General features: G+C 46.4%; 2 protein-coding genes and 1 riboswitch. Of the genes, one reads left to right on the top strand and one right to left on the bottom strand.

Annotation, left to right across the window (positions count from 1 at the left end; all coding sequences use genetic code 11):
* The coding region (locus tag WEIDD23_RS10235; protein WP_156469632.1) for an amino acid permease at positions 1-452 on the bottom strand (452 nt) is incomplete at its 3' end.
* A gap of 98 nt (positions 453-550) precedes the next feature.
* Positions 551-727, bottom strand: a riboswitch (Lysine riboswitch).
* A gap of 101 nt (positions 728-828) precedes the next feature.
* Here WEIDD23_RS10235 and WEIDD23_RS10230 point away from each other — a divergent pair.
* Positions 829-1,299 carry a GNAT family N-acetyltransferase gene (locus tag WEIDD23_RS10230; RefSeq protein WP_010372652.1) on the top strand — a complete coding sequence of 157 codons (471 nt, stop codon included), beginning with the start codon at positions 829-831 and terminating at the stop codon, positions 1,297-1,299.
* Positions 1,300-1,343: the final 44 nt, after the last annotated feature.

Genomic DNA, 1,343 nt, shown 5'->3' with positions numbered 1-1,343 from the left:
GCATATGACTTAGCGGACATAAGATTAATTACTGTAATCAACGCTAAGACAATGGCTGACCAAATCCAAGTTGGCACATGCGGTAACCAGTAGCCCATCACGACACCAACTGTTGCGGCTTCCACGGCAACAGTGATGGCCCAATTAAACCAATAGTTCCAGCCCATGGCAAATCCGAAGGCAGGATCAACGAAGCGATCTGCATAAGTTGAAAAAGATCCTGATACTGGCATATACGTTGCCATCTCGCCTAAACTTGTCATTAGGAAGTAAACCATCAAACCAATCACAGCGTATGAGGTTAGCGCACCGAACGGCCCTGCTTGTGCAACCGTCGCACCTGAGGCAACGAACAGTCCGGTACCGATGGTGCCACCTAAGGCAATCATCGACAGGTGACGCGTCTTCATCGTTCGCTTCAACGCACCTGGTTGTTGTGTTTCTTCTGACATAACTCCTCCTAAATGAGAGGCCTAATCGCACTAATAACGAAAAAATCCCTAGCTTATACCATCGCATAAACTAGGGACCATAATTGGTAGTCTTTAGTGTTGTCGATAGCGCTCCGCAGCCGACAGATTTTGCTGCGACAGTCTAACCGTTGTTCACGTCTAGACCAACGTGTTTCATTGCCACAAAACACATTTCGGCAACCTTCCCTTTCCTTAACCGCGCTGTCTGCCGACTTAGCTAAGTACTCTTGTTGGTTGCGACCTCTATGTCATATTTAATTTATGGATTAACTATAGCCAATTTTGAGCATGTCGTCAAGGGACCATTTTGTGAAGCATGTTAGAATAAAGACAATTATATCCTAAAGGAGCCCCCATGACATTCGACTTACGGCCTTGGCAACTGGCTGATTTCCCAGCTTACCAAGCACTCATCACCACACCCGCAATTGCAACAGCAATTGGGATTGACGCAAAATCGACAGCTAGTCAGCAACAAGCGTTTGAAAATGATCTTTACCAAACATACCAAGCGGCAATTCTCATCGACGGCACGCCCCAAGGTAGCGTCGTTGCCTACCAGCGGGCGAATGAACTAGGTGAGCCACTTGTTAATGAAGCAGATATTGCGTACTTCTTGGCACCTGCTTTCTGGGGACATGGCATTATGACGGATGTCGTAACAGCCTTCATTGCACAGCTTCCCCCTCACTTCACGCTTTGGGCTGATGTTCTAGCAGATAACATCGGATCACTTAGGGTCCTTGAAAAGGTCGGTTTTACCCAACAAGGGACCTATGTCGATTTATTTGGTCGTCAAATTATCCAATTCTATCTATATCAATAAATAAAGAGGCTGGGACAGAAATTTCTGTCTCAGCCTCAAAAGCC

The sequence above is a fragment of the Weissella sp. DD23 genome (assembly GCF_001579105.1).
GTDB classification, from domain to species: domain Bacteria; phylum Bacillota; class Bacilli; order Lactobacillales; family Lactobacillaceae; genus Weissella; species Weissella cibaria.
Note: the sequence above shows the minus strand (reverse complement) of the source record. Positions and strands in the feature narration are given on the sequence as shown.